This is a genomic window from Kitasatospora sp. NPDC001159 (genome assembly GCF_053598235.1).
This window is the reverse complement of record NZ_JBSFJV010000014.1, coordinates 17477-44422: the sequence shown is the minus strand read 5'-3', so window position 1 is coordinate 44422 and position 26946 is coordinate 17477. Positions and strand designations below refer to the sequence as shown.

The 26946-nt window shown below is 72.0% G+C and carries 24 protein-coding genes and 1 pseudogene; 3 read left to right on the top strand and 22 right to left on the bottom strand.

Annotation, left to right across the window (positions count from 1 at the left end; all coding sequences use genetic code 11):
- Window positions 1-103: 103 nt before the first annotated feature.
- Genes ACWC9T_RS10205 through ACWC9T_RS10185 form a run of 5 tightly spaced genes read right to left on the bottom strand, consistent with a single transcriptional unit; the run spans window position 104 to window position 5024 of the window.
- The gene (locus ACWC9T_RS10205; protein WP_449820596.1) at window positions 104-445 is read right to left on the bottom strand and encodes a hypothetical protein; all 342 of its coding nucleotides are present in this window, start codon (window positions 443-445) and stop codon (window positions 104-106) included.
- On the bottom strand, window positions 433-2322 hold the full coding sequence (locus ACWC9T_RS10200; protein ID WP_449820595.1) for an anthranilate synthase family protein: 1890 nt from the start codon (window positions 2320-2322) through the stop codon (window positions 433-435). The genes ACWC9T_RS10205 and ACWC9T_RS10200 overlap by 13 nt, the downstream gene beginning before the upstream one ends.
- Window positions 2323-2348: 26 nt before the next feature.
- Window positions 2349-3008: an isochorismatase family protein gene (locus ACWC9T_RS10195; protein WP_449820594.1), complete on the bottom strand. Its 660-nt coding sequence runs from the start codon at window positions 3006-3008 to the stop codon at window positions 2349-2351.
- 19 nt (window positions 3009-3027) lie between these two features.
- Complete coding sequence (locus ACWC9T_RS10190) at window positions 3028-3798, bottom strand: 2,3-dihydro-2,3-dihydroxybenzoate dehydrogenase (RefSeq protein WP_449820593.1); 771 nt, start codon at window positions 3796-3798, stop codon at window positions 3028-3030.
- Window positions 3799-3848: 50 nt separating this feature from the next.
- On the bottom strand, window positions 3849-5024 hold the full coding sequence (locus ACWC9T_RS10185; RefSeq protein ID WP_449820592.1) for a 3-deoxy-7-phosphoheptulonate synthase: 1176 nt from the start codon (window positions 5022-5024) through the stop codon (window positions 3849-3851).
- Window positions 5025-5801: 777 nt separating this feature from the next.
- On the opposite strand from ACWC9T_RS10185, the gene ACWC9T_RS10180 reads away from it, so the two are divergent.
- Complete coding sequence (locus ACWC9T_RS10180; protein ID WP_449820591.1) at window positions 5802-6626, top strand: arylamine N-acetyltransferase family protein; 825 nt, start codon at window positions 5802-5804, stop codon at window positions 6624-6626.
- Window positions 6627-6725: 99 nt separating this feature from the next.
- A pseudogene (locus ACWC9T_RS10175) lies at window positions 6726-6803 on the top strand (helix-turn-helix domain-containing protein); the annotation flags it as partial.
- A 64-nt stretch (window positions 6804-6867) separates the two neighbouring features.
- On the opposite strand, the gene ACWC9T_RS10170 reads toward ACWC9T_RS10175, so the two are convergent.
- Together ACWC9T_RS10170 and ACWC9T_RS10165 are read right to left on the bottom strand one after the other, a co-directional pair.
- On the bottom strand, window positions 6868-7002 hold the full coding sequence (locus ACWC9T_RS10170) for a hypothetical protein (RefSeq protein WP_449820590.1): 135 nt from the start codon (window positions 7000-7002) through the stop codon (window positions 6868-6870).
- Window positions 6999-7130 carry a hypothetical protein gene (locus tag ACWC9T_RS10165; RefSeq protein WP_449820589.1) on the bottom strand — a complete coding sequence of 44 codons (132 nt, stop codon included), beginning with the start codon at window positions 7128-7130 and terminating at the stop codon, window positions 6999-7001. Before ACWC9T_RS10165 ends, ACWC9T_RS10170 begins: the two co-directional genes overlap by 4 nt.
- Before the next feature lie 302 nt (window positions 7131-7432).
- Between ACWC9T_RS10165 and ACWC9T_RS10160 the strand changes: the two genes are divergently transcribed.
- Window positions 7433-8128, top strand: coding sequence for a phosphatase PAP2 family protein (locus ACWC9T_RS10160; RefSeq protein ID WP_449820643.1), 696 nt, complete (start codon window positions 7433-7435; stop codon window positions 8126-8128).
- Between the two features lie 7 nt (window positions 8129-8135).
- Here ACWC9T_RS10160 and ACWC9T_RS10155 read toward each other — a convergent pair whose 3' ends face one another.
- The 15 genes from ACWC9T_RS10155 to ACWC9T_RS10085 all read right to left on the bottom strand — a co-directional run bounded on the left by ACWC9T_RS10155 (window position 8136) and on the right by ACWC9T_RS10085 (window position 26900).
- Window positions 8136-9473, bottom strand: coding sequence for a glutamate-1-semialdehyde 2,1-aminomutase (locus ACWC9T_RS10155; protein ID WP_449820642.1), 1338 nt, complete (start codon window positions 9471-9473; stop codon window positions 8136-8138).
- A gap of 13 nt (window positions 9474-9486) precedes the next feature.
- Window positions 9487-10038 (bottom strand): dTDP-4-dehydrorhamnose 3,5-epimerase family protein, encoded by a 552-nt coding sequence (locus ACWC9T_RS10150; RefSeq protein WP_449820588.1) that lies wholly within the window; start codon window positions 10036-10038, stop codon window positions 9487-9489.
- Window positions 10035-11282 carry a polysaccharide pyruvyl transferase family protein gene (locus ACWC9T_RS10145; protein WP_449820587.1) on the bottom strand — a complete coding sequence of 416 codons (1248 nt, stop codon included), beginning with the start codon at window positions 11280-11282 and terminating at the stop codon, window positions 10035-10037. The genes ACWC9T_RS10150 and ACWC9T_RS10145 overlap by 4 nt, the downstream gene beginning before the upstream one ends.
- Complete coding sequence (locus ACWC9T_RS10140; protein WP_449820586.1) at window positions 11279-12226, bottom strand: glycosyltransferase family 2 protein; 948 nt, start codon at window positions 12224-12226, stop codon at window positions 11279-11281. The genes ACWC9T_RS10145 and ACWC9T_RS10140 overlap by 4 nt, the downstream gene beginning before the upstream one ends.
- On the bottom strand, window positions 12223-13536 hold the full coding sequence (locus ACWC9T_RS10135) for a hypothetical protein (protein ID WP_449820641.1): 1314 nt from the start codon (window positions 13534-13536) through the stop codon (window positions 12223-12225). The genes ACWC9T_RS10140 and ACWC9T_RS10135 overlap by 4 nt, the downstream gene beginning before the upstream one ends.
- 5 nt (window positions 13537-13541) lie before the next feature.
- Window positions 13542-14825, bottom strand: coding sequence for a DUF4910 domain-containing protein (locus tag ACWC9T_RS10130; protein ID WP_449820585.1), 1284 nt, complete (start codon window positions 14823-14825; stop codon window positions 13542-13544).
- Window positions 14813-15838 carry an NAD-dependent epimerase/dehydratase family protein gene (locus ACWC9T_RS10125; RefSeq protein ID WP_449820584.1) on the bottom strand — a complete coding sequence of 342 codons (1026 nt, stop codon included), beginning with the start codon at window positions 15836-15838 and terminating at the stop codon, window positions 14813-14815. The genes ACWC9T_RS10130 and ACWC9T_RS10125 overlap by 13 nt, the downstream gene beginning before the upstream one ends.
- Window positions 15823-16503 (bottom strand): PIG-L deacetylase family protein, encoded by a 681-nt coding sequence (locus ACWC9T_RS10120; RefSeq protein WP_449820583.1) that lies wholly within the window; start codon window positions 16501-16503, stop codon window positions 15823-15825. The genes ACWC9T_RS10125 and ACWC9T_RS10120 overlap by 16 nt, the downstream gene beginning before the upstream one ends.
- Complete coding sequence (locus ACWC9T_RS10115; RefSeq protein WP_449820582.1) at window positions 16500-17297, bottom strand: glucose-1-phosphate cytidylyltransferase; 798 nt, start codon at window positions 17295-17297, stop codon at window positions 16500-16502. The genes ACWC9T_RS10120 and ACWC9T_RS10115 overlap by 4 nt, the downstream gene beginning before the upstream one ends.
- Window positions 17294-18529 (bottom strand): class I SAM-dependent methyltransferase, encoded by a 1236-nt coding sequence (locus ACWC9T_RS10110; protein WP_449820581.1) that lies wholly within the window; start codon window positions 18527-18529, stop codon window positions 17294-17296. Before ACWC9T_RS10110 ends, ACWC9T_RS10115 begins: the two co-directional genes overlap by 4 nt.
- The gene (locus tag ACWC9T_RS10105; RefSeq protein WP_449820580.1) at window positions 18529-19800 is read right to left on the bottom strand and encodes a glycosyltransferase; all 1272 of its coding nucleotides are present in this window, start codon (window positions 19798-19800) and stop codon (window positions 18529-18531) included. Before ACWC9T_RS10105 ends, ACWC9T_RS10110 begins: the two co-directional genes overlap by 1 nt.
- A 2-nt stretch (window positions 19801-19802) precedes the next feature.
- Window positions 19803-21194 (bottom strand): O-antigen ligase domain-containing protein, encoded by a 1392-nt coding sequence (locus tag ACWC9T_RS10100; protein WP_449820640.1) that lies wholly within the window; start codon window positions 21192-21194, stop codon window positions 19803-19805.
- A gap of 1 nt (window position 21195) precedes the next feature.
- Window positions 21196-22668, bottom strand: a complete 1473-nt coding sequence (locus ACWC9T_RS10095) for a right-handed parallel beta-helix repeat-containing protein (protein ID WP_449820639.1) — start codon at window positions 22666-22668, stop codon at window positions 21196-21198.
- A gap of 75 nt (window positions 22669-22743) precedes the next feature.
- On the bottom strand, window positions 22744-24702 hold the full coding sequence (locus ACWC9T_RS10090; protein ID WP_449820579.1) for an alginate lyase family protein: 1959 nt from the start codon (window positions 24700-24702) through the stop codon (window positions 22744-22746).
- The gene (locus ACWC9T_RS10085; protein WP_449820578.1) at window positions 24699-26900 is read right to left on the bottom strand and encodes a bi-domain-containing oxidoreductase; all 2202 of its coding nucleotides are present in this window, start codon (window positions 26898-26900) and stop codon (window positions 24699-24701) included. Before ACWC9T_RS10085 ends, ACWC9T_RS10090 begins: the two co-directional genes overlap by 4 nt.
- Window positions 26901-26946: the final 46 nt, after the last annotated feature.

The window sequence follows — 26946 nt, the reverse complement described above, 5'->3', positions numbered from 1 at the left end:
TCCGGGGCGGGGTTTCCGGTGTTCAGGTCCCACGGTGTGGGCCCCGGGCATCGAGCGGGTCCCTGTACGGCCCCGGTCGTGCGCCAGGGGAGGGGGTTACCCGTCAGGAACCGGCCGGTTCAAGCGCGATCCCGCGCCCGGCGAGTGCCGCCACGGCGAACTCACCCTCCACAGTGGCCTCCACGGCGAAGGCGTACCGCTCGGTCGGCGGATAGCCGATCAGCTGGGCGGCCCGGTTGGGCAGCGGGGCCTCGGCGGCCTGCCGGGACTCCCAGAGCAGCACCGCACCCCACCGGTTGGCGCCGCCGTCGGAGATCCAGAACTTCAGCCGCAGTCCGCGCACTTGCGAGAAGCGATCCACCGCCTCCTCGCGCAGGAAGCCACGCAGCGATTCGACGGTCTGCTCCGAGCGCGCCAGATCCCACCAGACGATCACCGCGTACATGCGCCGGACACCTCCTGGAGAAGCGAGCCGATGATGCTCGGCCCGGCCACGGTCAGGACGGACTCGGCGTGGAACTGCATCGAGGCGAACCCGGCCGCCCGCAGCGCGTGCACCTCGCCCGTCGCCGCGTTCCGGCTGACCTCCACCCTGCCGTGCACCGGGTGCTCGAAGGAGTCCGCGGCGCACCGGGCGGCGAAGGTGTTGTAGAAGCCCACCCGCGCCGCCCTGCCGAACAGGTCGATCTCGTGCTGGGCGCCCTGGTTGGGCACCGCACGGCGCACCAGGTCCAGGCCGAGCAACATGCTGAGCACCTGATGGCTCAGGCACACCGCGAGGAAAGGCCGCCGCTCGTCCAGGAGCCGGGCCGTCGCCGAGCGCAGATGAGCGATCTTCGGGTGTGTCGTCTCCCGCGGGTCGCCCGGACCCGGGCCCATGACCACCAGGTCGTGCGCGTCGAAGTCGTACGGCTCGTCGAAGCGACGTATGTCCACTTCGCAGCCCAGCGAACGGATCTGGTGCGCGATCATCTCGGTGAACGTGTCCTCGGCATCGACCACCAGGACCTTGCGTCCGGCCAGTGGACCGGTGCGCCGACAGGGATCGGCCGTGTCCTTCAGCCAGAAGCGCGCGATGCCGTCGTTCCGCGCGTCGAGCGCCTCGCGCACCGCAGGGTGCGACCCGAACCGAGTGGGTTCGGCCCCGCCGAGCGCCGCCAGCAGCCCCGCGGCCTTGGCGCGGGTCTCCTGCACCTCGGAGGCCGGGTCGGAGTGGCGCACCAGCGTCGCGCCCACCCCGATCCGCATCACTCCGGCCAAGTCGATGTCGGCGGTCCGGATCAGGATCGAGGAATCCAGTGTGCGCCCGCCCGCGGCATCGCGCCCGATAAGGGCGGCCACCCCGCTGTAGTAGCCGCGCCCGGCCGGCTCGTAACGGCTGATGACCCGGGCGGCGCTCTCCAGCGGGGAGCCGGTCACCGTCGGCGCGAACAGGGTCTCGCGCAGGATGTCGCGCACATCGCGGTCGGTGCGGCCCTCGATGAAGTACTCGGTGTGCGCCAGACGCGCCATCTCCTTGAGGTACGGCCCCGTGACCCGGCCGCCCTCGGGGCAGATCCGGCCCATCATCTTCAGCTCTTCGTCCACCACCATGTACAGCTCGTCGGCTTCCTTCGTGTCGGCGAGGAAGGCCAGAACGCCGTCAAGATCCGGTCCGGACACGGGGTAGCGGTAAGTGCCGCTGATGGGGTTCATCACCGCACGGCCGTCGCGAACGCTGATGTGCCGCTCGGGAGTGGCTCCGACGAACGTCCGCTCGCCGGTGTGGATGAGGAACGTCCAGTACGCGCCTGTCTCCCGCTCGACCAGACGACGGAAGAACGACAGCGCGTCCGGCACGCCGAAGCCTGGCAGCTGGGCGACGAAGGACCGCTTGAGCACGAAGTTGGCGCCCTCGCCCATACCGATCTCGTCGGAGACGATGCGACGAACCGTCTCCGCGTACGTGTCGTCGTCGATGTCGAAGTGGTCCTCGGTCACCTTCACCGGATGGTTCGGCAGCAGTCCCAGGTTGTCGCGCAACGAGAGCGCGGCCTGCTCGCCCACCCGCATCGCCAGTAGCGGCCGGCCGTCGTCCGGAGCCGCGAAGCCGCGTTCGGCCAGCTGCCGATAGGGGATGAGCACCAGCAGTTCCTGGCGGGCGCCGGCCTCCGGCGTTTCGGCGAGTTCGAGCTCGGCGATCGCGCCGACCTGGGTCATCTCACCGGTCAGCACCTCGAGAGCGTCGTCTCCCGCTGCCTCAGGACGGTGCAGCAGGGCAAAGGCTTCCGTCGAGCCGTCGAGGATGCGCGACAGCAGCAGCACGCCGTCCTGCGTTGTCATGGGGATCCATTCTCCTTCGGGCGCGCTCAGTGCGTCGCGATGGTGGCTGCGTTCAGGCCGGTCAGTACCGCCTCGGTCGTCACGACCTTGGCGGCGCGCTCGGCGGCGTAGGTGAGTGCCAGCCGGTGGTACTCGGCGGAGAAGTCGGCGACCGCGTCGGCCACCAGGAACGGCTGGATGTCGTTCGTATACGCATCCACGGCGGTCATCAGGACGCCCACGTGCGCGTACACGCCACAGATGATCAGCTGGTCGCGGCGCTGCTCCCGCATCCGGGCCAGTAGGTCGGTCTTGAAGAAGGCGCTGTAGCGCCACTTGGTGAGCGTCCAGTCGCCGTCGTCGGGCTCCAACGGCGGGACGACCCGGCGGTGCTCGGGTGTGGCCCGCATGCCGGGGCCCCAGAAGTCCTTGAGGAGCCCGCGTTGTTCGGGCGTCATGCCGCCGGGCTGCACGGTGTAGGCGACGGGGACGCCCAGCGCCCTGGCCCGCGCGCGCAGCCGCGCCGTGTTGTCCACCAGGGCCCGACCGAGTTCGGTGGTGCGCGGGAACGGCTTGAGGAAGTACTCCTGCATGTCGTGCAGGAGCAGCACCGCGCGCCGGGGATCCGGCTGCCAGTCGACCGTGTTCTCGGGGAGCTGCTCCACGGTGGGCAGCGAGTACGGCTGGATGGGGGGGATGCCGGGCATGGGCCGGTTCCTTTCGTTCTCAGACACCGAGGGTGGCTCCGCCGTCCACGGTCAGTTCGTGCATCGTGATGTGCCCGGCCTCGTCCGACAGCAGAAAGGCGACGGTCCGCGCGATGTCCTCGGGGCGGGCCACCTTGCCCAGCGGGATGCCGACCCGGTACTGCTCCGGGTTGCCCGCGATCGACGCCTTGGCGGCCGTCTCAGCGGTGTGCATGCCGCGCAGCATCATGGTGTCGGTGGAGCCGGGAGCCACCACGTTGCAACGGATGCCCCGGTGCGCCACTTCGAGGCCCAGGCACTTGGTGAACGCGGTCGCGGCGGCTTTGGACGCCGCATAGGCGGCCATCTCGGCGCGCGCGGTGCCCGCGGAGTTGGATGCGACGGTGACGATGGCGCCGGCGCCGCGAGGGATCATGCGGTTGACCACGGCGCGCGACACATGGAACACGCCGGTGGCGTTCACGGCGAACGTGGCGTTCCAGTCCTGGTCGGACAGGGCGCGGGCCTGGCCCAGACGCAGCACACCGGCGGCGTTCACCAGATGCGACACCGGGCCGAGCCGGGTCTCGACCTCGTCGACCAGTTCGTCCACGGCGGAACTGGAGGTGACGTCAGCAGCGAAGCCGGTCGCCATGAGGCCCTCCGCGCGCAGAGTGGCGGCAGTGGCGGCGGTCCGCTCCGCGTCGAGGTCCACAGCGGCGACCTCCGCTCCGCGCTCGGCGAGCAACCGGACGACGGCCTGCCCAATGCCGCCGGCCGCTCCGGTGACCAGGGCGATGGTTCCTTTCACGGTTCCAGCCTCCTTGTGATGTAGGTAAGTTGGGTAGCAGCGGCGGGGCGTCAGCCCCGCCAGGCCGAGGCCACCTCGATGGCCTGCTGCGGGTTCAGCCGCGGGTCGCAGAAGCTCAGGTACTTGTCGCCGATGCGGTGCAGGTTGACCGTGTCCGAGACACACTCGGTGACCGCTTCGGGAGTCGTCTCCAGGTGCAGGCCTGCTGCGACGCCGCCACCTGTGCACACCGCCTCCTGGAACGCGCGGACCTCCCCTACCACGGTCTCGACCAGGCGGGTCTTGAGCCCCTCGGGGCCGGAGACGGTGTTGCCGTGCATCGGGTCCGACAGCCACAGGACCGGATGGCCGGCCCGGGCGACGGCTTCCACCAGGGCGGGCAGCTTGCGCGGGGCGTTCTCGGCACCCATGCGTGCGATCAGGGTGAGTCGGCCGGGGCTGCGCTCGGGATCCAGGCGCTCGCACAGTCCGAGCAGCTCCTCGGTCGTCATGCTCGGCCCGACCTTGACGGCGACCGGGTTGGCCACGGCGGCCAGCAGGGCGACGTGGGCGCCGTTCAGCCGCCGGGTGCGTTCGCCCACCCACGGCCAGTGGGTGGAGGCCAGCAGCAGCGAGCCATCGGGTTCGCGGCGCAGCATGGGCAGTTCGTAGTCGAGTAGCAGCGCCTCGTGGCTGGTCCACACCGGCACGTCGCACTCCGGGCGACGGCCGGCGGTGCCGCGCCAGCCCAGGTGGTCCATGGTGTCGCTGGCAGCCCGGTAGCCGGAGAGCAGGTGGCCGGGGTCGGGGCGACGCAGCTCGGCGTCGGGCTCGGGTCGGTTGACCATGTGGCCCCGGTAGACGGGCAGTTCGGCGCCGCGCACGGTCTCGGTCGGCTTCGAGCGGGGCTTGCCGAACTGTCCGGCGAGCCGGCCCACCCGCAGCACCGGCCGGCCGGACGCGAGCTTCATCGTCCCGGCGAGTTCATCGAGCAGCGCCGCCTTGCGCGCGACGTCCTCGGGCGTCGCTTCGGCCGGGTCCTCGGCGCAGTCGCCGGCCTGCACGATCTGCAGATGGCCGGCTGCGGCCTCGCCCAGCAGAGACCCGAGGCGGCGCACGGCCTCGATGTCCACGAGGGCGGGCATGCGCCGCAGATGGACGCGGGCCTGGTCGAGACGTGGGTGGTCGGCCCAGTCAGGCTGCTGGAGGGCGGGCAGGGAGCGAACGTAGGACTCAATGTCGGTCATAGGATTCCCTCGGCGGTGCATGTCGGAGTCACCCTGGCTGGTGGCGGGCTCGGCCGCGTGTGAAGCGGTACGGGCCTCGTGTGTGTCGGCAAGGTGTCGGCCTGGCGATGACGCGCGTCGTCAGGTGGGCTCTGCGGGTGCCGATGAATCATCCGGCCAGGTCAAGCGGCATGTTGGCACTCGTGGAGGGTTCCTCCGGGTCGGTCTCGTCGGCGGATTTCCAGTTGTGCGCTGTGGGCTGGCAGGTTGATTGGTTCGGGTAGTGGGCGCAGGGGTACGGTTTGTCCCAGCGATCGGTGTTGCCAGTGCTCGTCGTAGTGGGTCTCGAACTCGCGGAGTTCGTGGAGGAGATGGGCGCGGCTCCAGATCAGGGTGCGGTCGAGGAGCCCGTGCCGGCAGGTCTGTATCAAAAATTCCACGGCGATTGGAACCACACCTTCCCGCCGTAGCCCGGCGTTCCGCGCGGACACGGCTGGAGGTCTGCCGACGAGACCGGCTCGGTGGAACTCTCCACGCGCACCAACATGCCGCCTGAGCTGGCCGATCACCGAGGGGCTCCGCGAGACGATCTCGGTGCCGCCAGCCATCCGGTCGATACCCCGTTCGACCGCTCAAGACCGGAACGGCAACGGCCACTTAAGGCGCATCAAACCCTGCTTGACCTGATGATCAGTCAAGTGCCACATTCTGGGAATCCGACATTCGGGAGGCGCACGGGCCGCGAGACCGGTCCGGAGGGCCTGAAAGACCAGACCCCAGACACAGGAGGACGACCAGATGGCCACCGCCACCCACCAGTTCCACCTTGACTCCTACCTCCGCCGGATCGGCTGGACCGGTGAGCCGCGCACCGACGCCGCCACACTGCGTTCGGTCCACCGGGCCCACGCCATGGGGATTCCGTTCGAGAACCTCGACCCCATGCTGGACTCCGTCCCGTCACTCGAGCTGCCCGATCTCCAGGCCAAGATGGTGCACGGACGCCGTGGCGGCTACTGCTACGAACACAACACCCTGCTCGCGGCGGCCCTGAGAGAGATCGGGTTCACCGTCACCATCCTGACCGGCCGGGTCATCGCGGGAGCCGGGGGCAAGGTGCTACCCCGCACCCACATGCTGCTGCTGGTGGACGTGCCGGGTGAGGAGACGCCCTACGTGGCCGATGTGGGCTTCGGCTTCGCCGGTGGACTGCTGGAGGCCGTTCCCCTCCAGCCGTGCGCCGAGTTCCACCAGTTCGGCCGTGAGCTGCGTCTGGACCGCGAGCCGCAGGCCGGACTGACCGACCGTTGGGTCCTCCGCTCCCGCCAGGACGGCAACTGGGAGACGCAGTACTTCTTCACCCTGGAGCCCTTCGAGCCGGTCGACGTTGCGGTCCTCAACTGGCACATCGCCACCAACCCCCGCTCTCCCGCCCGCCGACTCGTCCACGTCCACATCACCACCCCGGAGGCCCACATCGCACTGACCGGCCGGGTCCTGGTGGAGCAGCGCGCCGAAGGAGCCGTCAGCAAGCGCCAGTTGGGCAGCGTGGAGGAGGTGCGAGCGGTGCTCGCCGACGTCTTCGGCATCGAGCTCCCCGAGGGTCTCCACCTGCCCGTGTGAGCCCGGCCCCCGGCAGCGTGGTGGGGATGACGGATCACCGCCGCTGTGGGTGCCGGTACATCATCCGGCCAGGTAAAGCGGCATAGTGGTCGGAACTTCGGGCCGTCCCGGTTCCTGCACGAGGACGGACGCATCCACATCGCCGACCGGCTGCGGGAGAAGGCCACCGTCCGATCGCACCGGCCCGCCCCTGGTCCCGTCCAGGAGCGGGCCGGTGACGGTCGGCCGTGGTCTGCGCGGGCTACTTGACGGAGCCGGCGGTGAGTCCGGACACGACGTGCCGTTCGATCGCCGCGAAGAGCACGACCACCGGCACGATGGCCACCAGCGCGGCGGCGAACACGTAGTTCCACTGCACGCTGTAGGCGCCGATCATGTTGTTGATGCCGACGGTGAGCGGTTGCCGGTCGGGCGAGCCTTGCGGCCGCGGAAGCGCACCCGGGCGGTGTAGTAGGCGGCGGGCAGGGCGACCAGCAGCACCAGGAGGGTCGAGCCGCCAGCCACCAGCAGGGTGATCTGGAGGTTCTGGCCGAGCGTGGTGTCGGTCCAGACCCTGGTGAACGAGGACCTCCCGTCGGCGCCACCCGGCGGCCGACGGCTCCGCGTGGTGCTGACACTGCTCGGTTGTCGCCGTACGCCAGTACCATGGATCCGACTTCAGGGAAGCCGCGAAGCAGGTTGCGACTCAGGCTCTGTGACTGTCCGTCAGCTATTTGCCGCGCCGGATCATCGGTTGGGTTGACAAGTGGAGGCTGATCCCGATGCCGCGTGCCAGGACGACGGCCAGGCTGGCGCGTTCGGGTCTGCTGACCGGCCGGCCGGCGCCCGCGGTGCTGCCCCCGTCGCTACGCGTGTGGCTCGGGCTGTTCGCAGCCTTCGCCGCGTTGGTGGTCGTCGCGCTCGGGATCCTGTACGCCGACGAGAGCGAGCCCGGCAGGATGGACGCGCGGATCGGGGCGGCGGTGTACGGCGTGGGGTCGCCGTGGCGGTCCGTTGCTCCGGCCATGGACTCCTTGGGTGAGCCGGTGGGAGCCTCCGCCCTGGTCGTGGCCATCATGACGGGCTGTCTACTGTTTCGGCGCCCTTGCGCGGCGGTGCTCGTCGTTGCCGGCGTCGGCATGACCGTGGGGACGGCGACACTGCTCAAGCACCTGGTGGGACGCACCATCCACGGCGACAACCTGTCCTACCCGAGCGGGCACACCGCCTTCGTCACCGCGCTAGCCCTCGTGGTGGCGATGCTCGCGACTCGCCGCCGAGGCCGGGACGGGCCCGGCCTCGGCGGAACGGCCGGCACCTTGCTCATGCTCGCCGCGGCGCTGGTCGCCGGCGCCGCAATGGGCTGGGCGCAGGTCGCTCTGGGCGCGCACTACCCAACCGACGTCCTCGGCGGCTGGTGCACCGCGCTGGCGGTGGTACCGGCGACCGCGTGGCTGGTCGACCGGGCCGCCGACCGGCTGGTCGGCCGGCCGCCCGACGCCGGTCGGCGGGAGAGCTGCTGACGCCGCGTCAGGCAAGGCGGCGGAACACGGGCTTCACCGGCCGCCCGGCCAGCCAGGGGGTGGGGTCAGCGGCGTCCAGTGCCTTCCGGTACACGGCACATGCCCCGGCCACCACGTCGACGGTGCGGTCGATGTCGGCGTCGTCGAGCGCGCTGCTCACCACGAACGACGGGGCCAGCACTCCGCCCGCGAGGAGCTGGCGCAGGAACAGGGTGCGGTACTGCTGCGACGGCTGCCGGTTCTCGTCGAGGGTGGCGAAGACCAGGTTGCTGGGCCGGCCCCGGACGACGAGGTGGTCGCCGACGCCCATACCGGCGGCGGCCTCGCGGACACCGGCGGCCAACCGCTCGCCGAGGGCGTGCAGCCGAGCGGTGACGCCCTCCTCCACGTAGGTGGTCTGCACGGCCATCGCGGCCGCCAGCGAGTGCGTTTCCGCGCCGTGCGTGGTGGACAGCAGGAACACCCGGTCGCCGCAGTGGCGCAGCCCGCCCCGCTCCATCAGGTCGCGGCGCCCGGCCAGAGCGGAGACGGCGAACCCGTTGCCCAGCGCCTTGCCGAACGTGGAGAGGTCGGGGACGACGCCGTACAGGCCCTGGGCGCCCGCCTCGGACCAGCGGAAGCCGGTGATCATCTCATCGAAGATCAGTACGCAGCCGTGCCGGTCGGCCAGCTCGCGCAGGCCGGCGAGGTACCCGGGCGGCGGCTCGGTGTGGCCGGCAGGTTCGAGGATCAGGCAGGCGACCTCGTCCTGGTACCGGGTGAGCAGTTCCTCCGTGGCGGCCAGGTCCCCGTAGGGGAACGCCACGGTGAGCTCGGTGATCGCGGCCGGAATTCCGGCGGACATCGGCGTGGTGCCGATGAACCAGTCGTCGACGGAGAAGAACGGATGGTCTCCGCAGATGGCCACCCGCGGGCGCCCGGTGACGGCGCGGGCGAGTCGCACCGCGGCGGTGGTGACGTCGGAGCCGTTCTTCGCGAACTTCACCATCTCGGCGGTCGGCACCGTGGCCAGGAAGCGTTCCGCGGCCTCGACCTCCACGATGGACGGCCGGACGAAGTTGCTGCCGCGGTCGAGTTCCCGCCGCACCGCCTCCAGCACGCGTGGGTGGGCGTGGCCGAGGCTGACCGACCGCAGGCCGGAGCCGTACTCGACGTAGCGGTTGCCGTCGATGTCCCACACGTGGGCACCGCGGCCGTGGCTGATGACCGGGGCCAGGTTCTCGGGGTACTGGTCGTCGCCCTTGGCGTAGGTGTGCGCGCCCCCGGGGATCAGGGCGTGCAGCCGCTCGTTCGCCGCCCGCGACCGGGGCAGGGCGAACTCTCCGGATTCGTCGGTGACTTGGATGTTCACGCCGGCCTCATTTCTCCTTCTGCCGCAGGACCTCGGCGAGGCTCGGTGCCTCCCGGTCCCGCTTGGACATCGACAGGGCCGGCAGCGGCCAGGGGATGGCGAGCTCCGGGTCGTCGAAGGCGATCGTCACGTCCTCGGCCGGATCGTGCGGGCGGTCGATCCGGTACGAGACGTCGGCGGTTTCGGTCAGCGCCTGGAAGCCGTGCGCGCACCCCGCCGGGATGTACACGCTCACCTGTGTCTCGCCGGACAGCTCGAAGAAGGCCCGGCCTCGGTAGGTCGGCGAGTCCGTCCGCAGGTCCACGACGACGTCGAAGACCCTCCCGTACGAGCACCGCACCAGCTTGGCCTCGCCGGCACCGGAGCGCAGGTGCAGGCCGCGCAGCACGCCCCGGACCGAGCGGGACACGCTGTGCTGGACGAAGGCGTTCGGGTCGAGGCCCACCGAGCGGACCACGTCGGCGTCGAAGGTGCGGCAGAAGAAGCCGCGCTCGTCGGCGTACGGAGTCGGCTCGAACAGGTACGCGCCGGCGATCGCCGGGACTTCGGTCGCCTTCACGGCGCCTCCCTCAGAGCATGGGCGTGGTCATGGTGGTCGTGGTCGGTCGTCGGGAAGAGGGCCGCGGTCAAGGCGGTGAACTGGTGCTCAAGGCGGCGGGTGGCCGCCAGGTTCCGCGCGGTGAGGGTTCGTCGCAGCTCCGCCGATCGCTGCTCCAGCTCCCGGAACTGCGCGATCAGCAGGTCGGCGTCGACCTCGCGGGCCGGGTGGCAGTACGCGCCCAGCCCCATCTGGGCCATGAGCGCGTCGCTCTTCGCCGCATAGCTCAGTGCGAGCGCCGGCGTGCCGACCTTCAGCGCGCAGACCAGGTTGTGGTACCGGGTCGCCACCACGGCGTCGGCAGCCGCCGCCTCCTTCATCAGGTCGGTCAGTGAGGCCGCCTCGGCGGCGGTGACCAGCGGCGAGTCCACCGCGTCGAGGATCGCGGCGACCACCGGAACGTCGACCTCGTCGCCGGTGAGCAGCCGGACCGGCCTGCCGTCCTCGACCAGCGCGCGGACGAAGCGGGTCGTCCCGTCGAGGTAGCGCCGGTGGATCTCCTCGGCCCGGACGCGGTCGTCGTTGCCGCCGTGGAAGTCCATGATGCCGACGCAGACCGGGCCTGGCGGACCCGAGGACGCGTTCGCCGGCGGCGTCGGCAGGCAGAAGGCGAGGTCCGGGTAGACCTCGTCCCGCACGGTGTCCACGCCCATCGCCCGCATCGCGTCGCGGGACAGGGCGTCCCGGTAAGACCGGTACGCGGCCAGCCGCGCCGACCAGCGCACCAGGGCCCGGGTGGGCCGGTTGCCGATCGGGGCGGCGCCGACGCCGACCAGCGCCACTCGCGTGCCGAACAGCCGGCCGGATGCGCAGAGCAGGAACAGCGCGTACGGGAAGCCCCACGGCCGCAGCGGCAGCGTGGCCTCCAGGACGCCCATGCCTGGCACGATCACCACGTCGTGCCGGCGCACCCAGGCAGCGGTGCGGACGGCGTCGACGAGTTTGCCCAGGCCCTTCGCCGCGATCGCGCCCGCCCGCGATGCGGTCCGGTACTCCCCGCGGTACCAGTGCAGCCGCGTCGCGGGGATCCGGTACCGGGCCGTGACGACCTCGGGTCCGCCGCACAGCGCGTCCACGACCGCCTCCGGGTGTTCGGTGCGGAGGTAGCCGAGCACGGCCTCCAGCGACCCGTCGTTGCCGAGGTTGCCGGAGCCGAGCAGGCCGAACACCCCGACGCGCACCGGAGTTCCGTCCGCGGACGTCATCCCTGCCTCCCCTCGCGTCCGGCCACGAGGGCGTCGACGGAGACGGTGAGCAGGGCCGGCTCGACCGGGGCGCGGTCCTCGACCCGCTCGCCGGCGCCCGGCCGGAGCCGGCTGGTCATCCATGCGACCAGGTGGCGGTAGCACGCGCGCCGGTCCTCCGGGGACAACGGCGCCCGCCGGATCGCCGAGGCGAAGCCCCCGACGTACTCGGCGAGCAGCCGGGGCGTCGGGTGCAGCAGGCCTGCCCGGCGCGGATCCAGGTTGACGCACCGGGAGCGCTTGGAAGGGTTCGCCCGCTCGGCGCGGGTGGGGTGGTCGCGGCGGAAGTACAGCAGTTCCGGCACCTGGTGGAAGGGCCCGTGCAGGGTGATCTCGGCGACGAACGTGCGGTCCGCATGGTGGTAGCTGTCGTGCGGCTTCACCCGGCGCAGCACGTCGGCCCGCATCACCCCGTAGAAGTCGTCGCCACCGGGCTCGAACAGCAGACTGCGGAAGCGCTCCGGCGCGTGCGGCGAGTCGGTGGCGAGCCCGTACTCGTAGGGGACCTTCACCTTGCCGTCGCCGTCGATGACCGCCTGGCCGGAGTGCGCGAGGATCACGTCCGGCCGCTCGTCCAGCGCCTCCACGCAGCGCAGCAGCAGGTCCCGGGCGTACAGGTCGTCGTGCGAGGCCCACTTGAACAGCTCGCCACGGCACTCGGTGAACACGTGGTTGTGGTTCGGCGCGGCGCCGATGTTCCGGGGCAGCCGGAGGTAGCGGATGCGCGAGTCCCGCGCGGCGTACCGGCGGCAGATGTCCTGGGTCGCGTCGGTCGAGGCGTTGTCGGAGATGACCAGCTCGAAGTCCTCGTAGGTCTGGCCGAGCAGGGCGTCGAGCGACTCGGCGAGGTATTTCTCGCCGTTGTAGACGGGCAGCCCGATGCTCAACCGGGGAAGGGCGGTCATGGTGTCCTCATGTCGGGGATGGGGAGAGGGTGGCGGTGGCGCTCGCGCAGGGCGGTCCGCAGTTGCAGCCACCAGACGGCCGAGCCGCAGGCGGTCGCGGCGGCGACGCCCCAGGCCGAGCCGACCGTGCCGGCCGCGGCCGCCCCGCCGAGCCCGCCGCCGAGGTAGCAGGCGGAGGCGAACAGCTGGCAGCGCAGGCTGCGCCGGGCCGCGGCGAGCGCGCGCAGCCCGGCCGCCGCGCCGCTGCCGAGGCCGGCGCCGGCGACGCCGAGCGTGGCCGGCACGATGAGCTCCGAGGCGGAGTGCCAGACGTCGCCGAGGACGAGCTCGCCGGCCCGGTCCGGCATCAGCAGCAGCGCCGCGCCCCACAGCAGCGCGGCGGCGGCCTGCCCACCGCCCAGCAGGAGGCAGAACCTGCCGAGCCGCTGCGGTGCCTGCCTCAGCACCCGTGCCGCCTCCGCCACGGTGACCAGCGACAGCCCCATCAGCAGGGCGAGGAACGGGCCGAGCAGCAGCTCGGCGCCCCGGACCGCACCCACCGCGCCGACCCCGACGATCACGCCGAGCCCGTACGCCCGCAGCTGGCTCGCGCCGCTGAGGCTGACGTTCTCGACCAGGTACCGGGAGCCGAGATCGCGCTGTTCGCGGAGCCACCCGCGGGCCTCGGTCGCTCGGGGCCGGATGCCGGACTGGAGGCAGCCGTACCCGGCGGCCACCGCGGCGGAGGCGCCCCAGGCCAGCACGAAGGCGGCCACGCTGCCCACGCGGGCCGCCAGGAGCATGGCCGGGACGAGCGCGACGCCCTGCACGAGGTCGTTGGCGAACGCCTTCTTCCCGGTGCCGGCGGCGAAGAACGCGAACCGCCAGGAGTCCTGGAGCAGCAGCGCCGGCAGTGCGACGCCGAGGCAGGCGAAGGCGGGCCCCACGCGGCCGCCGAGGCCGAGCCCGACCAGCAGGCACACCGCTCCGAGGGTGGCACCGACGCCGAGCGCGGCACCCGTCGACCGGGCCGCCGCCGCGCGCCAGGGCGCGTCCGGCACGCCGCTGAAGCGCACCACGAGCGGGTCGGTGGCCAGCCCGCGGGCGACGTTGAGCACCACGCCGTAGGTCAGCCAGGCCAGGCTGAACACGCCGAACGCGGTCACCCCCAGCGAGCGTGCCACGTAGATGCCCACCGCGAAGTTGGTCATGCTGGAGGCCGCCTGGTCGGCCAGTCCCCAGGACAGCCGGCCGAGCACGCCTCGCTTGGCGGTCCGCCCGGTCTCCCCGGACGGACCGGCCGTCGTCGTCTTCACCCCCTCGGTGGTCATCCGCGTCATGCCTTGATCAGCCCGGCGCCCTCCAGGGCGCCGGCCGCGACGGCGACCGTGTCGAACGGCAGCCCGGACCGCTCGGCGACGTCCAACAGGCTGTGCTCGCCGTCGGACATGCTGAGCACCCAGAGCATGGCCATCTGGGCCTGCTTGGCGTCGCTGCGGCCGCCGAGCGAGTCGTACAACCCTCGCCGGCCCAGCTGTGGTTCGCCGTACGGGCTGAGGTTGAGGTAGCGCCGGTTGCGGTCGAGCAGCGCGAACGCCTCGCGGCAGACGGCGAGGGTGTCCGCCATCGCCTCCGGGGAGATGAAGTCCAGGTTGTCCGCCGAGGTGTGGTACTCGGGGTACCCGGCGTACGGGGTCCGGGTGAGCGAACCGACGCCGAGATCGAACCCGGGCGAGCAGAACTGCCGCTCGTCGTAGCCGTACGGTGTGAACTCGGCGACGCGGTGCGGGCGTTCGGATGCGGCCAGGACGTGCCGCAGCACCCGGTCGATCTCCGCGTCGCCGCGCCTGCTCTGCTTGTACGTCAGCCGGCCCGGGTCGCCGGCGCAGGCCAGCACCAGCCCGTGCTTGACCCGCTCCACCCGCTCCGCGTTGCGGGCCAGCCAGGTGATCGCCCCGATGGTGCCCGGGGCGAAGATGAACCGGTAGGTGCACCAGGGCGTGCGCTGCGCCAGCTCCCGGGCCAGGAACGTCGCCACCGCGATGCCCGCCAGGTTGTCGTTGGCCAGCGACGGGTGGCAGACGTGGCAGGAGACGATCACCTCGTCGGCGACCTGACCGGGGACGACGTGCTCGGCGTAGGTGAGGTGGCCGTCGGCGATCGTGGAGTCGATGCGCACCTCGTACTCGCCGTCCGGCATCGCGTCCAGGGTCTCCTGGGACAGGCAGAACCCCCAGTCCGGTGCGTAGTAGCTGGTGCGGTACGGAACCAGGGTCGGCTGGTCCGGCAGGGTGTGCAGGTGTCCGCGCAGCTCGCTCAGCGGCATGGTCGCCGCCACCGGCACGCTGTAGCCGAGCACGTGCAGGCTGGACGCGGCGAAGTCGACGACCCGGTTGCCGGCGCTGTCGGCGATGTACGCGTCCCGGATGTTCCACTCCTGCGGCACCGTCCAGTCGAGCACCTGCGTCCCGGTCGGCACCTCGTGCACCTGCAGCGGAAGGTACTCGCGGACGATGTCCAGGGTGGCGCGCACACCGTCGCCGGTGATGCTCCGGCAGAGCGGGTACATCCGCTCCACCAGTTCGTACATCTCCTCGCCGAGCGCGGTCATCGGCGCCACCGCAGGGTGTCGTCGACGGCGCCGGCCTCGGACGCCTCGCGCAGCACGGCCAGCCGGGTGAAGCGTCGCTCGAAGGCCTCCCGGGTCAGACCGAACTTCCGGTAGGCGTCGGCGAGTTCGAGTGCTCCCTGCTTCACCGTCCACTCGCAGTCGAAACCGGGGAGCGCGGCGCGGAACCGCGAGAAGTCCACCCGGTACGACCGCGGATCGGCACCGTTCTCCCCGGTGATCACCACCCGCGAGCCGTCCACCGCCTCGGCGACCTGCCCGGCGATCTCGGCGACCGTGACATTGTTGATCTCGCTGCCGATGTTGAACGCCCGGTCGTGCACCGCTTCCCGCGGCGCGGTCAGCGCGGCGGCGAAGGCCCGGGCGATGTCGGCGGCGTGCACCAGCGGGCGCCAGGGGGTGCCGTCGGAGAGCACCAGCACCTCGCCGGACAGGAGCGCGTGGCCCACCAGGTTGTTCAGCACGATGTCGGCGCGCAGCCGGGGCGAGTAGCCGAAGGCGGTGGCGTTGCGCATGTACACCGGGCTGAACTCGCCGTCGGCCAGGTCGTGCAGGTCGTCCTCCACCCGCACCTTGGACTCCGCGTACGGCGTCACCGGGCGCAGCGGGGCGTCCTCACCCACCAGGTCGTCTCCGCCGGCGGCGCCGTAGACGGAGCAGGTCGAGGCGTACAGGAAGCGCCGCACTCCGGCGTCGCGGGCCAGCTTGGCCAGCCGTACGGAGGCGTGGTGGTTGATGTCGTAGGTGAGGTCCGGGGCCAGCGAGCCCAGCGGGTCGTTGGACAGCGCGGCCAGGTGGATCACGGCGTCCACCCCGGCCACGTGGTCGGCCGTGACGTCGCGCAGGTCCACCCGCCGCCCGGGCGGGTCGGCGGGCGTCGGGCCGAGGACGCAGTCCGCGAACAGGCCGGCGTCCAGCCCGACGACTTCGTGCCCGGCGGCCGCGAGGACCGGGGCCATCACGGTGCCCAGGTAGCCCTGGTGCCCGGTCAGCAGTACGCGCATGGTTCATCCCCCAGGTTGAGAGTGCCCAGATCGAGCGTGACTTTGGTGGCGGCGAACGCCTCGGCGTAGCGCGCGTGGCATTCGATGCCGCGGATCCGCGCCAGCCCGAGGAAGGCCTCCCGGTCGTACCAGGGCCGGTGCCGTTGCGAGGGGTAGTGCTCCTGCAGCAGCCGCACCTTCTGTTCGGCGGTCTCCGGGGACAGCGGCTGGTAGGCCGCCGGACGGCCGAGATCGCCGTCCCACTTGACGATCTCGTAGCCGAGCACGAGGTGGTCGCGGAACGCGGTGGTCACCAGCTTCGCCAGGCCGCGGTGATCCTGGTGCGCGTCCTCGGTGCGCGGGGCGAGGACCAGATCCGGCTCGGTCTGCGCGCGCAGCTCCTCCACCGCGGCCTTGGCCTCCTCCCAGTGCGCGGGCACCCGGCCGTCCGGCAGCTTGAGGACGGTCAGGTGCAGTTCGGCGCCCGGGCAGAAGGCGGCGAGCGCGGCCCGCTCCTCCTGCTCCCGCTCGCCCCCACCGCCGGAGAGCACCAGCGCGTCGACCCGCAGACCCGGCCGCGCCAGGCACATCGTCAGCAGCGTGCCGCCGGCGCCGATGGCGATGTCGTCGCAGTGCGCCCCCACCGCGACGATCCGCTCCAGGCGCCCGGCCCCGAGCCGGATCACGCGGTCCTCACGCCGGAGCCGTCCCGTTCCCACACGGCCCACGGGCGGTCGCCCCGCGCGTAGGCGGCGTCGAGCGCGGCCCGCTCCTTCACGGTGTCGGTCGGCTTCCAGAAGCCGCGGTGCTGGTGTGCCACCAGCCGGCCGCGCTTGGCCAGTTGGGAACATCCGTCGGCGACCAGGTCCCCGTTCTCCGGGATGTGGTCGAAGACCTCCTGGCGGAGCACGAAGTAGCCGCCGTTCTCCCACAGCGGCAGTTCGCTCACCGCGGTGATGCCCCCCACGAGGTTGTCCTCGCCCAACTCCACGCAGTGGAACGAGGACTGCGGCGGCACCACCATCATCGACGCCCCGGCGTCGCGCTGGGCGAACCGGTCGATCATCTCCGGCAGTGGGGCGTCGGTGAGCACGTCGGCGTAGTTGGCGAGGAACATCTCGTCGCCGTCCAGGTGGTGCCGCACCCGGCGCAGCCGCTCTCCGATCGGCGACTCGATGCCGGTCTGCGCGAACGTGATCGTCCAGGAGGCGATGTCGGTGGACAGCAGCTCGGTCTGCCCGCCCCGCAGCACGAAGTCGTTGGACGTCGTCTCCTCGTAGTTGAGGAAGAAGTTCTTGATGTGGTGAGCGCCGTACCCGAGACACAGGATGAACTCCGTGTGCCCGAAGTACGCGTAGTAGCGCATGACGTGCCAGATCAGCGGCCGCGGGCCGACCATCGCCATCGGCTTGGGCATGTCGTCGGAGGCTCCGCTGCGCATCCGCAGCCCGTAACCGCCGCAGAACAGTACGACCTTCATGGCTTGACCTCGACAATGCTCAGTTCCGGGACGGGGAAGACCAGCCGGCCGCCCCACTCGTGCACGAAGGACAACTGCTCGACCAGCTCGGCCCGCAGGTTCCACGGGAGGACGAGGACGTAGTCCGGCCGGTCGGTGCGGATCTGCTCGGGCGGCAGGATCGGGATGCGGGTGCCCGGGGTGAACCTGCCGTGCTTGTAGGGGTTCCGGTCGACCGTGTACGGGAGAAGGTCGGGCCGGATGCCGCAGTGGTTGAGCAGGGTGTTGCCCTTGCCCGGGGCGCCGTAGCCGACGACCGTCTCGCCGCGCTCGGCCGCGTCGATGAGGAACCGCAGGAGGTCCCGGCGCACCTTGGCCACCCGAGCGGAGAACTCGGTGTACCCGGACAGCTCCTGGAGCCCGGCGGCCTTCTCCCGGCCCAGCACGTCGGCCACCCGCCGGGTCGGCTCGCCGGCCGCCTCGGCCGGCCGGGCCCACAGCCGGATGGAGCCGCCGTGCGTGGGCAGCAGCTCGACGTCCACGAGCGTGAGTCCGCCGCTCGCCAGCGCCCGGATCGCGGACGCGACCGTGTAGTACTGGAAGTGCTCGTGGTAGATCGTGTCGTACTGGTTCTCCTCGATCAGGGTCAGCAGGTGCTGCACCTCGATGGAGACCCAGCCGTCGTCGGACACCAGGGCGCGCAGCCCCCGGGTGAACCCGACCACGTCGGGGATGTGCGCGTACACGTTGTTGGCCACGACCAGGTCCGCCGGGCCGTGCTCGGCGCGGACGGCCGAGCCGGTGGCCGGGTCCAGGAACGCCGTGAGCGTGGGCACACCCGCGTCCCGCGCCGCGGCGCCGACGTTCACCGACGGTTCGATGCCGAGACAGCGGATCCCCCGGTCCACCACGTGCCTGAGCAGGTACCCGTCGTTGCTCGCGACCTCGACCACGAAGGCGTCGCGGCCGAGACCCAGCCGCTGGACGGCATCGGCGACGAACGTGCGTGCGTGCTCCACCCAGGAGGTCGAGTAGGAGGAGAAGTACGCGTACTGCGTGAACGTCTCCTCCGGCGTGATCAGCGGAGGGATCTGCGCGAGCCAGCAGTCGGTGCAGACCCGCAGGTGCAGCGGGTACGCCGGTTCCGGCTGGTCCAGTTGGTCCGCGGCGAGAAAGCTCTCACACGGCGGGGTCGCCCCCAGATCGACGACGCTCCCCATCGCCGCCGAGCCGCAGAGTCGGCATCGTGTCATCAACTGCCCCCATTCCTGCTCGCGCGGGTGCCCCGCCGCGAGCCAGCGTTTCCGTTCCCCACCGGCGACGCGCCGTCCGCGCCGCCGGACCGACCCGCGATCGCGGTGCGGTACCCCTCCACCAGGCGCTCCAGCCCGACGGCCGGGCTGAACCCCTGCTCGTAACGGCGCCGGGCCGCCCGGCCCATCTCCTGGTTGCGGTCCGGCTCGGCCGTGATCCGGCGTATGCAGGACGCGAGCGAGGCTGCCTCGCCCGGCTGGTGCAGCAGCCCGGTCACCCCGTCCTCGACGAGTTCGACGAAGGCGCCGTGACCGGCGGCGACGGTCGGGACCCCCGCCGCCATCGCCTCCACGACCACCAGGCCGAACGCCTCCAGCCACGTCGAGGGAGCCACCACTGCGACCGACCGCGCGACGGCCTGCCGGCACTGGTCCGGGTCGTACAGGCCGACGTACCGCACGTCGTCCCGGCCCGCCGCCCAGGCGGTCACCTCTCGCTCCAGTGGCCCCGCGCCGGCGACCACGAGCGGCACGCCCACACCGCCGGCCGCGGCGATCTCGTCCCACGCGGCCATGAGCAGCCGCACACCCTTGGCCTCCGCGAGCCGGCCGAGGTAGAGCAGGTGCTCGCCGGCGCCCGTTCGGCAGGCGCCCGGGTCGGGCGCGAAGTTGTGCTTCACCGCCAGCCGCTCGGGCGGCATGCCGGCCCGCGCCAGGACGTCGCGCTGCGCCGCGGAGATGCAGAAGAACCGCTCCACGCCGGACCACCACCGCCGCCGGTTGACCGACAGGCTGACCGCGAGCGGCACCGTCGCCAGCCGGGAGTTCCGGTAGCAGCCGTGCCGGACGGCGGGCACCGGTGACGCCCCGACGCACTCGGTGCACGGCCGGCCGTCCCGCTGCAGCGTGCCCGGCGGGCAGACCTGGGTGTAGTTGTGCAGCGTGGCGACGGCGGGCACGTCGGCGTCGGCGCAGGCGGACAGCACCGCGGGCGACAGGAGGGGGAAGACGTTGTGGACGTGCACCACGTCCGGCCGCTCGGTGCGCAGCCGGGCGGCGAGCTCCGCGCGGACCGCCGGGTTCCACGGCACCAGCAGCGGCACCGCGACCTTGCCCAGCAGGGACCGGGCGGCGATGTCGTCGCTGCGCCGCTCGAACAGCTCGACCCGGTGGCCGGCCTCGCGCAGCAGCCCCACCTCCTGGTCGACGACCTTGTTCTCCCCGCTCGGCTGCGCCGAGGCGTAGCGGTTGTGCACCACGAGGATGCGCATGCTCAGGTTCCCTCCGATCTCTGGGCCCGGTGCGCTGGGGCCTGTCCGGCGGATGTCGTCGGTCCCGGCAAGATCCGCCGGACAGGCCCTGAGCGTCGTCGATGGACTTCGGGCGTCGGGAGGGCCGCGGCGGCGGCAGGTGCCGCCAGCAGCGAGGCGGCCACGGTCAGGTGCAGCAGGTAGGGCGAGGCGTCGCCCAGCCCGGCCTCGGTGTACGACGCGATCGCGCAGTAGCTGATCAGGAAGATCGCGCAGGCCCTCGACAGCGACGGCGGCCGCAGCAACGCGACGCCGCCCAGCACGATGAAGATCGCCGTCACGACGGCGACGCCGGCCAGACCCTGTTCGTTGTAGACGGCCAGCCAGCTGTTGTCGATCGGCAGCCCGCCGAACGACTTGTCGCCCAGGCCCGTGCCGAAGAGCTGCTCCGTGGTCGTCCGGGGCGCTGCCAGCAGGGCGTCCCAGACCTTGGCCCGACCGGTGAGGTTGGAGAAGTTCTCCTGGCTCTGTCCGCGCAGGAACCACGCCCGGAGCAGCGAACTCAGGCCCACCGCGGCCGCGGTGGCGCACAGCACCGCCCAGGCGAAGAACCGTCGGGCGGCGGCGCTGGTCAGGATGAGCGAGCCGATCGCCAACGCCAAGCCGATGATCAGGCCGAGCGTGGCCGTCCGGGTGTGGGTCAACGCGAGCAGGACGAGTGACGGCACGATGACCGCCGCCGCGCCGGCCCCGGTGGTCCGACGATCCAGGAGGAGCAGCACGGTGAGCCCGGTGATCACCGCGGCGTACTGTCCGATCTGCGGCGGGGTGAGCGGCCACAACGCGCCGACCAGCCGCCCGCCGTAGAGCTCGGGCATGGCCGCGCCCGGTGAGACGACCAGGCCGGCGGCCACCGTCGCGAGCACCGCGAAGTACATCCGGATGTGGTACCGGACGAACGTCGGGCCGCCGTCCCACCAGCGGCTGAGCAGCCACAGCGTGCCGACGAAGAGCGCCAGCCGGAAGCAGCGGAACAGCGCGCCGAACCCGGACTCCAGGTGCGCGCTGGAGATCACGCTCAGCACCAGCATCAGGGTGAGCAGGAACAGGAGTGCGCTGGCCCGGACGCGCAGCCGGAGATCGAGGACGAGCGCCAGCGCGAACGCGGAGACCAGCGCGCCCATGGTGGCCATCTGGATGAGGGAGCGGGGCAGCGGGATGATGGTCTGCGCCCCGGCGGAGCCGAGCGTGTTGAGGATCAGCAGCCCCCAGACCAGCTCGACGGCCTTCGGGGTGCCGGCGGGGCGCGGTCGGGCGCCGGGCCGTGTGCCCGCGGTCACCTCCGACTCGCTCGGCGGCTCCGCCGCCCCGTCCGGTCCGCCCGGTAGTCCGTCGTGCGTCAGGTCCCGGCCCATCTCAACCACCGGCCCGTGGCTGGAGGGTGCTGCCCGTGTCCTGCTGGTACGGCGCGGCCCGCCACTGCTCGAAGTCGAGCGTCCGGCTGGGGTCGTGGGCGACGAAGCTCCACGGTCCGAGGTAGGCGTTGTCGTGCCAGCGGTTCTGCTGCTTTCCGGTGATCGCGTCGGCCACCGGTTCGCCCTTGTACGGCGACCAGTCCGGATAGGTGCCGTAGTTGGCCAGCACCGCCATCAGGCCGCACTTCACCGTGCACCCGACGACGGACGGGTCCAGCACGAAGCGGTTGTCGTGGATGTCGACCCGCTGGGTCTTCCACCGGCAGTCGGCGTAGAGCGGCGCGGTGGCGATCGTCGGCTGTGCGCAGCGGTCGGTGTTCTTCACCAGCAACGTGCAGACACCCGACGAGGTGTTGGCCGGGCTGTTGCAGAACCGGTCGGCGTTCTCCCACAGGGTGATCCCGGACCAGTTGTCCTCCAGCACGTTCCGGTCGATCTCGATCTTGTCCGTGCGGGCCGGGACCCGCGGTTCGCCGCCGGACTCGGACAGGTAGACCGTCGGATAGGGGAAGTTGTCGCCGCGGTCGGCGGCTCTGCGGCCCTCGACCCAGTTGTTCCGCCGGATCGTGTTGTTCCGGATGACCGCGTTGTAGCTGGTCTCGTAGATCAGCGCGGCACCGTCGTTGGCCTCCAGCACGTTGTCCTCGATGCGGAAGTCGTTGTTGTTGGTGTCCGCCCACAACCCGGCGCCGCGGTTGTCGTGCACCCAGTTGCCGCGTACGTCGGCGCCGTTGACGGCCCAGAACTTGACGCCTCCGGTGCAGCCGCAGCCCTGCTGCCGCCGCTCCCAGTCGTCGGTGTTGTTGCCCGTGATCTCGTTGCCCTCGACCACCAGATCGCTGACGGGGGCACCGGCTTTGTACGCGTTCAGGCCGTACTGCCCGTTTCCGCGCAGGCAGTTGGCGCGGACCCGCTGGCGGGCACCGGCCATCAGCCCGGCGCCGGAGTTGTTCTGGATCGTCGCGTGCTCGATCACCCACCCGTCGGCCGAGTCGTGGTTGACCACGCCCTCGTTCTGCGGCGCGACGAAACCCTGCACGGTCACGTAGCGGACGGCGACGTCGCCGGCGGTACCGCCGAAGGCGTACTGGTTGGTCTTCCCCCCGTCGAGCACCGCGCCCGGCGCGCCGAGGTAGCTGTCCCCGTCCTTGGGGATGACCTGGGCGTACCGGTCCGGTTCGAGCCGGTGCGTCCCCGGTCGGAGCCAGAACGTGGTGTTCGGGGGGCTGCTCTTGGTCTTCGCGGCCAGGTCACCGACCACCGCCGGGTCGACCGTCACCGCGCCCGCCGGCGCGTCCGCCGGCCCGGCCGCGGGGCTGGCGCACACCTGGGCCACGGCCACGGGCCCGGGCCCGGACGGCGTGGCCGTCGGCTCCGCCGGGGCGTCCGACGTGCTCGTACAGCCGGTCGCCATCAGCAGGGCCAGCGTCAGCGGCGCCGCCGCCAACGCCCCCCGGAGCCCCCTCGTGATCCCCACCTGCCCGCCCCCCTAGCCGCGGAACCTGAGTACGGTGGTAAACCCCTGCGCACCGTCGGCGACGCCGGCGCCGACGAGCGTGGTGGCGGGTTCCTTGCGTCCGAAGCCGGCGGAGTACCAGCCCAGCGGCGGGTCGCTCTCGCCGCGGTGCGCCCGCCAGGACAGCTCCTCGGGCAGGTCGAGCACCGCAGAGCGCTCCTCGCCGTCGCGGGTCCAGGTCAGCACGGCCCGGTTGCCCGTCAGGTCCGCGGTGATCGCCGGGCCGAGGTGGAAGGCCAGGCGCACGGCCCGGCGCGGGCCGCGCACCTCGTCGACCAGCCGCAGTTCCCGGCTCGCGGCGGTCAGTTCCACCCGGCGGCGGTGCACCGAGGGCTGGTAGCCGTCGTGCTCGGCGCACCAGCGGGCCACCTTCTCGTCGGAGGTGTCCGCGACCAGGACGCGGCTGCGGGCGTGCTTGACCCACAGGAACGGGCCGCCGGAGACGGACTGGTCGGTGCCGTCCAGCTCCAGGGTGTTGTGGCCCAGGGTCGACCGGAAGTACCGCCGCCACTCGGGCTGCCCGTGGTAGCAGAACGTCCCCGGGTCTGCGAGCACGTCGACCCCGTCGTGCCGCACCTCCACGGACAGCGCGTCCGCGTGGCCGTGCGCGGCGATGGACAGGAACCCGTGCGGACCGCCGTCGCAGCGGCACCAGATCTCCTCCCCACCGCGCAGGACGGTCATCCCCGCGTCCGGGAAGTGGACCGGCCGGCTCGCCGGGCGGGTCACGGCCGGTGAGCTTCCGCTCTTCCCGTACGGCCGCAGGAGCGCGGCCAGCAGCGGGGTGCGCACATCGTTGCCGGTCACCTCCGGCCACCAGGCGAGCCGGCCGAACACGGCGTCCCCGGTGGCCAGCAGCGAGGCCCAGCGATCGGTGCCCGCGCCGTCCACGACCAGACCGTGCCCGTCGTCCGCGTCCCCCTGGCGCGGCGGCCGCAGCCGGTTGTCCACGACGGCCGCGAGCGCGTCGGTCATCCGCAGCAGGACCAGCCGGACGGTCGCGGGGACCGGCACGGCGGCGGCGTCCGCCTCGGCCACCGCGGCCAGACCGAGCTCCAGGACGAGTCCGTGGTACTCGGTGGCCAGCTCGCGGTTGAGGCCGGAGGGGAAGCTGTTGCCCCGCAGGTGCCGCTCCAGCGACCGCAGCGCGTCGGAGCGCCAGCGCTCCGAGGAGGGGAACCAGCCGAACGCGCAGGCCGCGGCGAACTGCCCGGCCGCCTCGGCGATGACGTGGTTGTTCGCCGAGGACCCCCGGCTGGGGAAGGCGGCCAGCCAGCGCTGGTGGTGCCAGATCTGGTCCAGCGCCACCGGGTTGCCCTCGAACAGGGCGGCCGCGCCCTGCCAGCCGTCGAGCAGCCGGCGGATCCACACCCAGGACAGCAGCCGGATGCCCAGCTCGATGCCGCTGATCCAGTGCACGCCGCGCAGCGGCGGGTTGGCCTCCCACCACGACCGCAGGTGCTCGGCCACGCGCTCGGCGTACCGCTCGTTCCCGGTGATCGCGTGGGCGGCGGCGAGCACGGTCAGGTACTGGTGCCGGGACGGCTCCCAGATCTGCTTGACGTCCCCGACCGCGTCCTCGTCGCGGTACGGCACGTCGAAGGCGTAACCGGACGGCGCCCGGCGCCCGGTCTTCGGGTCGCGCCACCAGTCCGGGGCGGCCAGGTCGTCACGGTCCACCCCGAAGAACTCGGCGTGACCGTCCATCAACCGGTCCGCCTCGGCGACGAGGCGCTTCGCGGCGCCCGGCGACACCGCGTCGATCGCCCCGGCGGGCAGGACGGCGGTGAACCGGGCGCCGGTCACGTTCGGGCAGTGCGGTGGCGCCGACCGCCACCGGCGCCTGCGCACCGCGTCGCCGATCCGGCCGCCGACCTCCTGCGGTCCCATCCGGGACAGCCGCCGCAGGTACCATCCCGGGCTCATGGTCACAGCGGCCTCGCCAAGGTCACCGGCGCGCCGCCGACCAGGGCGGCCCGCACGGCGAGGGTGGCCGCCGTGGTGGCGACCAGCGACTCCAGCGGCACCGGCATCGGCCCGCCGGTGCGCACGGCCTTGATGAACGAGGCCAGTTCGGCGGACTGGCCCTTGTCCCGGGCCTTGGGCAGCCGCGAGCTGACCCACCGCTTGCGGCCGTACACCGAGGCGCGGACGAAGTCGTCGAGCTTGAGCACCTTGCCGTCCGCGACGAGGTCCAGCGTCTCCTTGGGGAAGCCGGGCGCGCCGGTGGTGACGTAGCTGAGGGTGGCGGTGGAGCCGTCCGGGTAGCGCAGGACGACCTGCAGGTCCTCGTTGCCGGACGGGGCGACGGCGTACACCGAGACCGGGTCGGCCTCCAGCAGCCAGCTCGCCGTGTCGATGAAGTGGCCGCCCTCGCCGGCGAACCGCGTGCCCTCCGTGCCCTGCTGGAGGTACCAGCTGCCGTGCTGCAGCCGGCCCGCGTTGACCAGGTAGCGCAGGCTCGCCGGACCGCTCCGGGCGCCGAACCGGTTCCTGGCCTCCCGCAGCAGCGGCGCGAAGCGGCGGTTGAAGCCCACCTGCAACCGGTCGTTGCCGGACTCCTCCACCGCCGCGAGCACGCCGGCCAGTTCGTCCTCGGTGAGGGCCAGGGGCTTCTCCACGAACACCGTCTTGCCGGCGAGCAGCGCCTTACGGGTCAGGTCGGCGTGCGAGCTGTGCCGGGTGACCACGAACACGGCGTCGATGGACTTGTCCCCGAGCACGGCGTCGAGATCGGTGGTCGCCTGGGCGAAGCCGAACTTCCGCTGCGCGTTGGCCGCGGACAGCGCCGTCGTGGTGACGACGGTGGACAGCGAGACGCCCTCGCGCTGGGCCAGGTGCGGCAGCAGCATCGACGTCGCGTAGTTGCCCGCGCCGACGAACGCGAGGCGCACCGGAGCCCCTGCGGATCGGGCGAGCGCGGGCCGGGCCGGGGTGCTCGCCTTGGCAGCGCGTCGCACCGCGGGCAGCGCCACCGCCGGGGCCTGCGCCTTCTCCTCTCCCGCGGCTTCGGGGTACCGGAACAGCACGGCCACGGCCTTGAGGTCGCCGTCCTTGAGGCTCCGGTACGTCTCGACGGCGTCGTCGAAGTCGGCGATGTGGGAGACCAGGGGTTCCACGTCGACGCGGCCGCGGGCGAGGAGGTCGAGGAAGCACGCCAGGTTGCGGCGCTCCGTCCAGCGCACGTAGCCGATCGGGTAGTCCCGCCCCTCCAGCTCGTACTCCGGGTCGTAGCGCCCGGGGCCGTACGAGCGGGAGAACCGGACGTCGAGCTCCTTCTCGTAGTACGCGTTCCACGGCAGGTCCAGGCGGCACTTGCCGATGTCGACGACCCGGCCGCGGTCCCGGCTCAAGTGGGCAGCCAGCTCCACGGGTTGGTTGCTGCCGCCGCCGGCGGCCAGGTACACCTGGTCCACACCGTGACCGCCGGTCAGCTCGGCGACGGCGGTCTCCACGGCCGCGGACGCGGGATCGCCGCAGGCCACGGCGCCCAGGCCCTCGGCGAGTTCGCAGCGCACGGGGTCGGGGTCGGCCCCGACGACGCGCACCCCCGAGGCGGCGAGGAGCTGCACCACCAGCTGCCCGATCAACCCGAGGCCGATGACCAGCGCCACCTCGCCGAGTTGCGGCTCGCCCTGGCGGACCCCCTGCAAGGCGATCGACCCGACGGTGCCGAAGGCGGCGTGCTGCGGCGCGAGACCGTCCGGCACCTGGGCGTAGAGGTTCCTGGGCACCCAGTTCAACTCGGCGTGCAGCGCGTGCTCGTTGCCGGCGCAGGCCACGAGATCGCCGACCTTCACATCGTCGATCCCCGCGCCGACCTGTTCGACCACCCCGCACAGCGAATAGCCCAGCGGCGTGTAGGAGTCCAGCTTGCCCATCACCTTGCGGTACGTGGCGGGCAGCCCGTTGGTGGCCACGCTCTGCATGACCTTGGCCACCTGGTCCGGACGCGAGCGGGCCTTGCCCACCATCGACATGCCGGCCTCGGAGACCTTCATCATCTCGGTCCCGGTGGAGATCAGCGAGTAGGCGCTGCGGACCAGCACCCCACCCGGCTTGCACCCCGGCACCGGCACGTCGAGCACCGACAGCTCGCCGCTCTTGTAGTTCTGCACAACCTGTTTCACCGGAAGTCCCCTTGCTTCTAAGCCGTCAGGTGAGCCCTACGCCGTC